At 69.6% G+C, this 6,467-nt stretch carries 5 protein-coding genes; 4 read left to right on the top strand and 1 reads right to left on the bottom strand.

Annotated features, from left to right (window positions below; genetic code table 11):
* Positions 1-149 precede the first annotated feature (149 nt).
* The 4 genes from ACFPZL_RS08550 to ACFPZL_RS08535 are packed head-to-tail and all read left to right on the top strand — an operon-like array spanning position 150 to position 4,804.
* Positions 150-1,496, top strand: a complete 1,347-nt coding sequence (locus tag ACFPZL_RS08550) for an MFS transporter (RefSeq protein ID WP_218113905.1) — start codon at positions 150-152, stop codon at positions 1,494-1,496.
* Between the two features lie 11 nt (positions 1,497-1,507).
* On the top strand, positions 1,508-3,031 hold the full coding sequence (gltX, locus tag ACFPZL_RS08545) for a glutamate--tRNA ligase (protein ID WP_218113906.1): 1,524 nt from the start codon (positions 1,508-1,510) through the stop codon (positions 3,029-3,031).
* Positions 3,028-4,038: an NAD(P)/FAD-dependent oxidoreductase gene (locus tag ACFPZL_RS08540; protein WP_236021692.1), complete on the top strand. Its 1,011-nt coding sequence runs from the start codon at positions 3,028-3,030 to the stop codon at positions 4,036-4,038. Before gltX ends, ACFPZL_RS08540 begins: the two co-directional genes overlap by 4 nt.
* Positions 4,031-4,804 carry a queuosine precursor transporter gene (locus tag ACFPZL_RS08535; RefSeq protein ID WP_236021693.1) on the top strand — a complete coding sequence of 258 codons (774 nt, stop codon included), beginning with the start codon at positions 4,031-4,033 and terminating at the stop codon, positions 4,802-4,804. The genes ACFPZL_RS08540 and ACFPZL_RS08535 overlap by 8 nt, the downstream gene beginning before the upstream one ends.
* On the opposite strand, the gene tgt is transcribed toward ACFPZL_RS08535, so the two are convergent.
* Entirely contained in the window at positions 4,791-6,095 is a 1,305-nt protein-coding gene (tgt, locus tag ACFPZL_RS08530; RefSeq protein ID WP_218113927.1) for a tRNA guanosine(34) transglycosylase Tgt, read from the bottom strand. The genes ACFPZL_RS08535 and tgt overlap by 14 nt on opposite strands.
* Between the last annotated feature and the right edge of the window lie 372 nt (positions 6,096-6,467).

Here is a 6,467-nt window from a genome sequence, read left to right as displayed (position 1 = left end):
GACGCCACGGCGCTGCCGCTCGAGCCGCCGCGCTACCGCACGATCGGTCTCGTCTCGATGGACACCGCGAACGAGAGCCCGCAGGTCCGCCTCGCGAAGCGACTCCTCTCCCGCATCGACGGCTCGGTCTGGGAGCTCGAGGCCGCCGCGTGAGTGCGACGGTCACCGGGCGCTCGCGCGAGATACCGTACCGGCTCGGCGGTCCGCTGCAGCGGCGCACCCTGCTCGTGCTCGCCGCCGGCACGATCCTGAGCGGCTTCGGCGTCGGCGCCTCGCTCTCGGTGGGGGCCCTGCTGCTCGCCGAGGTGAGCGGGAACGACGCGATCTCCGGTCTCGCCTCGACGACCTTCAGCGTCGGTGCGGCGGCCGCGAGCCTCCCGCTGGCCCGACTGGCGGAGCGCCGAGGCCGGCGGCCGGCGCTCGTCACCGGCAATCTCATCGCGATGGTCGGGGCGCTCGTCGCGATCCTCTCCACCGTGGTGGGCCAGTGGTGGCTGCTGGGGATCGGCATCGCCATGATCGGCGTGGCGAGCTCCGTCCAGCTGCTCTCCCGCTTCGCCGCAGCCGACCTCGCCGCGCCGGGGAAGCGCGCACGCGACCTCTCCCTCGTGGTCTGGTCGATCACGGTCGGCGCCGTCATCGGCCCACTGTTGATCGGCCCCGGCGAAGTCGTCGGGCACGCCATAGGCGTCACTCCGCTCGCCGGTGTATTCGTCTTCGCCTTCGTCGCCCAGATCCTCGCGGCGCTCTCCAACTGGCTCGGACTCCGCCCCGACCCCCTGCTCACCGCGCGCGAGATCCTCTCCCGCGAACCCGATCCCGAGCCGGCGGGCGCCACTGAGCCGGTCGGAGCCGCGACGGTTCCCGAGCCCGCCTTCGAGCCTGGGACCGAGCCCGCGACCGCGACCGACGCCAGGTCGGAGGCCTCCAGACGCCGGGCTCTGATCGTCACGATCTTCGTGATCGCGATGGCGCAGGCCATCATGGTCGGGCTCATGGCGATGACACCCTTGCATCTGATGCACCACGAGGGCACGGCCGAGATCGTCGGCATCACCCTGAGCCTCCACATCGCCGGCATGTACGCGCTCTCCCCGGTGTTCGGTTCGCTCGCCGGGCGTCTGGGATGCGTCCCGGTGATCATGATCGGCTGGGCGATCACGCTGCTCGCCGTCGCACTCGCCTACATCTCGGGCTCCTCCCACCTGCTGGTGCAAGTCGCACTCACCCTGGTGGGCGTGGGATGGGGCGCCGTGACGGTCGCCGGCGCGGCGCTGCTGACCGAGCTCACGACCATCGCGGACCGCCCGCGCTGGCAGGGGCGCTCCGACACCTTCATGAGCGCTTCCGGCGCGGTCGCCGGAGCGCTCTCCGGGGTGGGTTTCGCATTCGGCGACTTCGGCATCCTCGCGCTGTTCGCCGGCGGTCTCCTCGCGCTCGGCGCGGTCGCCTCGATCCGGCTCGGCCTGGGCGATCGCAGCTGCCGTCTTCACTAGACTGGAGGGCGATGACTACGAGCAGCGATCCTCAGTTCTCCACGGCCACGGGCAGCGACGTGCGCGTCCGCTTCTGCCCCTCGCCGACCGGCACCCCGCACGTCGGCATGGTGCGCACCGCCCTCTTCAACTGGGCCTACGCGCGGCACACCGGCGGCACATTCGTCTTCCGCATCGAGGACACGGATGCTGCGCGTGACAGCGAGGAGAGCTACCAGCAGATCATCGACTCCCTGCGTTGGCTCGGCCTGGACTGGGACGAGGGTATCGACGTCGGCGGACCGCACGGCCCCTACCGCCAGTCCCAGCGGAGCGACGTCTACAGCGACCTCGTAGCGCGGCTGCTCGCCGCCGGCCACCTCTACGAGAGCTTCTCGACCGCCGAGGAGATCGACGCGCGCAACGAGGCCGCGGGTCGTCCGAAGCAGCTCGGGTACGACAACCACGACCGCGACCTCACGGAGGCGCAGAAGGCGGCCTTCCGCGCCGAGGGCCGCGAGCCGGCGCTCCGCTTCCGGGTGCCCGACGTCGATCTCGGCTTCGATGACCTGGTGCGCGGCCCCATCAACTTCCCAGCCGGTTCGACCATCGACTTCGTCGTCGTCCGGCCGAACGGGGCTCCGCTCTACACGCTGACCAACCCCGTGGACGACGCGCTGATGGGGGTCACCCACGTGCTGCGCGGCGAGGATCTGCTCTCGTCGACCCCGCGTCAGGTGGCGCTGCACCGCGCGCTCGTCGAGCTCGGCGTCGAACCGGCGATCCCGCGCTTCGGCCACCTGCCGTACGTGATGGGAGAGGGCAACAAGAAGCTCTCGAAGCGCGACCCCGAGTCGAACCTGCTGCACCACCGGGACCGCGGCTTCATCCCCGAGGGGCTGCTGAACTACCTCTCGCTGCTCGGCTGGTCGCTCTCGGCCGACAGGGACGTGTTCTCGCGCGACGAGATGGTCGCAGCCTTCGATGTCGTCGACGTCAACCCGAACCCCGCGCGCTTCGACCAGAAGAAGGCCGACGCGATCAACGCCGACCACATCCGCCTCCTCGCCGAGGATGATTTCGGGCGGCGCGTCCTGCCCTATCTGATCGCCGGAGGGGCGCTTCCCGTCGAGCCGAACGAGCGGCAGCTCGCCACGCTGCGCGCCGCGGTCCCGCTCGTGCAGAGCCGCGTCACCGTGCTGAGCGAGGCCGTCGGCATGCTCGGGTTCCTCTTCGCCTCGGCGGATGCGCTCGTCTACGAGGACGATGCGCTCGCATCGCTGAAGAGCGACGCGCCGCAGGTCCTCGCCGCAGGCCTTGCCGCGCTCGAAGCGCTGCCGGAGGCGGATTGGCGCACGGAGTCGATCCAGACGGCGCTGCAGGCGGCGCTCATCGACGGTCTCGGGTTGAAGCCGCGCATCGCCTTCGGCGCCCTGCGCGTCGCCGCATCGGGCCGCCGGGTGTCGCCGCCGCTCTTCGAATCGTTCGAGCTGCTCGGCCGGGAGGAGACGCTGGCCCGTCTGCGCCGCCTCGCCGCTCACCTGGAGCAGGCGTGACCGAGACGTCCGTGCCGAGGAGCGCCACGGGGCATCTTCCCGTGGGCGTCGCGATCATCGGCGGAGGCCCTGCGGGGCTCTCCGCCGGGCTCCAACTGGTGCGCGCGAATCGGCGCATCGCGATCCTCGACAGCAACCGCCCCCGTCACTCGGCGACGCTCAAGTCGCACGGCTTCCTGACGCGCGACGGGGCGCCTCCGCTCGAACTGCGGAAGCTCGGCCGCGAGGAGTTCGAGGCGTACCCGACGGCGACCTTCGCGCAGGCGATCGCCCACGAGGTCGTCCCGCTGAGTGCGGCCGATGCGCTGGCCGCCGGTTTCCCCGACGGCATCGGTTTCCGCGTGCGGGGCTCGGGGGTGCGGGGCGCCGCCGATGTCGAGTTCCTGGCGAGGCGGGTGCTGATCACCGCAGGGCTCACCGAGGAGCTGCCGCCTCTGCCCATGATCCGCGCCTTCTACGGCACGGCGCTCCACAGCTGCGTCGAGTGCGACGGATTCGAGAAGACGGACAAGCCGCTCGTCCTGATCGGCGAGACCAGCGACGTGTTCGCACGAGCGCTGCTGATCAGCCGATTCTCCAGCGACCTGATCGTGTTCACGAACGGCGCGGATACCGTCCGGCCCGAGCAGGAGGCGCAGCTCTCCCGCATCGGCATCCGGGTCGAGCGCCGAGCCATCGACGACATCGTGGGGGAGCGCGCCGAGATGACCGGTGTGCGTCTGAGCGACGGCGAGCTGATCCCGCGGGTCGGCGGTTTCGTCCGCCCGCGCTGGCATGCGCCCGTGGAGTTCCTGGGGGAGCAGCCGATCGACCGCGACGACTGGGGGCTCATCGTCGTGGACGATCGCGGGGAGACCTCGATCCGCGGCATCTACGCGACCGGGGACATCGTGCCGCCCGGCCCGCAGCAGCTGATCATCGCCGCCGGCAACGGCGCCCGCGTCGCGGCGAGGCTGAACATGGACCTGATCCGCGGTGCGCTGGGAGTGGGGCAGATCGATGAGTGAGACCGGGACGATGGAACGCGGCGGGACGAGTGCGGCCGAGGATCCGCTGCGGTTCGCGATGACGGGCGCCCGCGCGGCGGCGATGGGATCCAGGTACGCGACGATCTCGGCCGTCTTCGTCGGGGTCCTGCTCATCTCGAACGTGGTCGCCGTGAAGCCGATCGCCTTCGGCGAGATCGCGATCGGTGGCCTCTCGCTGCCGCTCGTCTTCGACGGGGGAGTGTTCCTCTTCCCGCTCGCGTACATCCTCGGGGATGTGCTCACCGAGGTCTACGGCCTGCGCGCCTCGCGCCGTGCGATCCTTACCGCGTTCGCACTCGCTCTGGTCGCCTCGCTGACGATCCTCGCCGTGCAGGTATCGCCGTCGGCGGCGGGCTGGGAGAACCAGGAGGCCTTCGCGGCCGTCCTCGGCTTCGTGCCGAGGATCGTGACGGCGAGCCTCGTGGCGTTCCTGGTGGGCCAGCTCATGAACGCCTGGGTGCTCGACCGCCTGCGGCGGCGCACCTCCGGGCGCCTCCTGCGCACGCGCCTCATCGGCTCCACCCTGGTCGGTCAGCTCTTCGACACGCTGCTGTTCTGCACCATCGCCTTCGCCGGCATCATCACGGGCGTCGATTTCGTGATGTACGTCGTGCTGGGCTACGTGGTGAAGGTGCTCGCCGAGGTGGTGCTCCTGCCGGTCACGACGCGGGTGATCCGCGCCGTGCGCGGGGCAGAGGATCGCGCCGTTCGCGGTGACGGTGCCGGTTCCGCTAGCGCCGCGTGAAGCCGAGCCGGCCGAGCGTCTCCTCGCGGAGCTCTGAGAACGCGCCGTCGATGATCGACTCGCGGATGCGGTCGACCAATCGGACGATGAAGCGTTCGTTGTGGATCGTCGCGAGCGTCGACGCGAGCATCTCGTTCGCCTTGAACAGGTGGTGCAGGTAGGCGGCGGTGTAGTTCGCGCACGTATAGCAGTCGCACTCCGGGTCGAGCGGCTCGAAACGTCGACGCTGCGGGGCGGACTTGGCGTTGATCCGCCCGCGCTCCGAGTACATCGTTCCACCGCGGGCCTGGCGCGAGGGGGCGACGCAGTCGAAGGTGTCGGCGCCGGCCGCGATCGCCGCGAAGAGGTCGTCGGGTTCCGAGATGCCGAGCAGGTGGCGCGGCTTGCGATCCGGCAGTTCGTCGCTCACCCAGCCGACGATGGTGCCGAGCTCGGACTTCTCGAGAGCGCCGCCGATGCCGAAACCGTCGAACTCCTGCTCCGCGGCGTCTGCGCCGCGCAGTTCGGCGAGGCCGCGCGCAGCCTGGCGCCGCAGGTCCTCGTACTGCGCGCCCTGCACTACGCCGAAGAGCGCCTGATACGGGCGGTGCCCGCGTTCCGCGGTCTGGCGCGCGTGCTCGTCGAGGCAGCGCACCGCCCACCGGTGGGTGCGGGCGACCGAGTCCTCCTGGTAGGGGCGGGTGTTCATCAGCGTGGTGCACTCGTCGAATGCGAAGATGATGTCGGCGCCCAGCTGATGCTGGATCCGCATCGACACCTCGGGGGTGAAGCGGTGCCTGTCGCCGTTGATGAACGACTTGAACGTCACGCCATCCTCGTCGACGTGCGCCAGACGCTCCTTGTTCTCGGCGATCACCTCGTCGCTCTGAAAGGCGTTCTCGTCCATCGAGATCACCTTCTTGAAACCGACGCCCAGCGACATCACCTGGAAGCCGCCCGAGTCGGTGAAGGTCGGCCCGGGCCAGTTCATGAAGCGCCCGAGTCCGCCGGCCTCGTCGACGATATCGGCGCCGGGCTGGAGGAACAGGTGATAGGCGTTCGCGAGGACGGCGCGCCCGCCGAACTCCGCGACGGTCTCGGGCAGCACGGCCTTGACCGTGGCCTTGGTGCCGACCGGAATGAAGGCGGGCGTCGGGAGGTCGCCATGCGGCGTCCGGATCACGCCGGCCCTTCCTAGCGGGCGTCCGTCGCCGCCGTGCGCGCCGCCGTGCTCGAGCCGATGCTCGATCTCGAAGCCGAAGTCAGCGGGGGAGGGAGCGCCGGGGCTCGTGGTATCCGTCACCCGATCTATCTAAGCGTGAACCGGGCGATGGCGCGAAGCGGTGGGTCCGAGCGTTGGAAACACTGGCGACACGCCGGAGTGCGGCGCCGAGTTGCACGCCCTCCGGAACCCCCGTAAAGTAATCATCTGTTGGCACGGAGCGGAAACGCTTCGGAAAGACAAATTCCCTCAAAGGCGGCGGGTTGAATCAACTCGTCGCTTGCTTTATGCTAGAGGGACGCCTCAAAGGCTCTTGAGAAACATCTCGTTATGCGCTCGGGCCGAGGCCGACTATTCAACTCTTCGGAGGGCCTGTTCAGGTCGTTACGGGGGGTGTCTGGTCCTTGAGAACTCAATAGTGTGCACTTGATTGTCAAATGCCAATTTATTATCCCCGGCTAC

It is taken from the genome of Leucobacter soli, assembly GCF_042659205.1.
Classification (GTDB): Bacteria; Actinomycetota; Actinomycetes; order Actinomycetales; family Microbacteriaceae; genus Leucobacter; species Leucobacter soli.
This window is presented reverse-complemented; position numbering and strand designations above follow the sequence as displayed.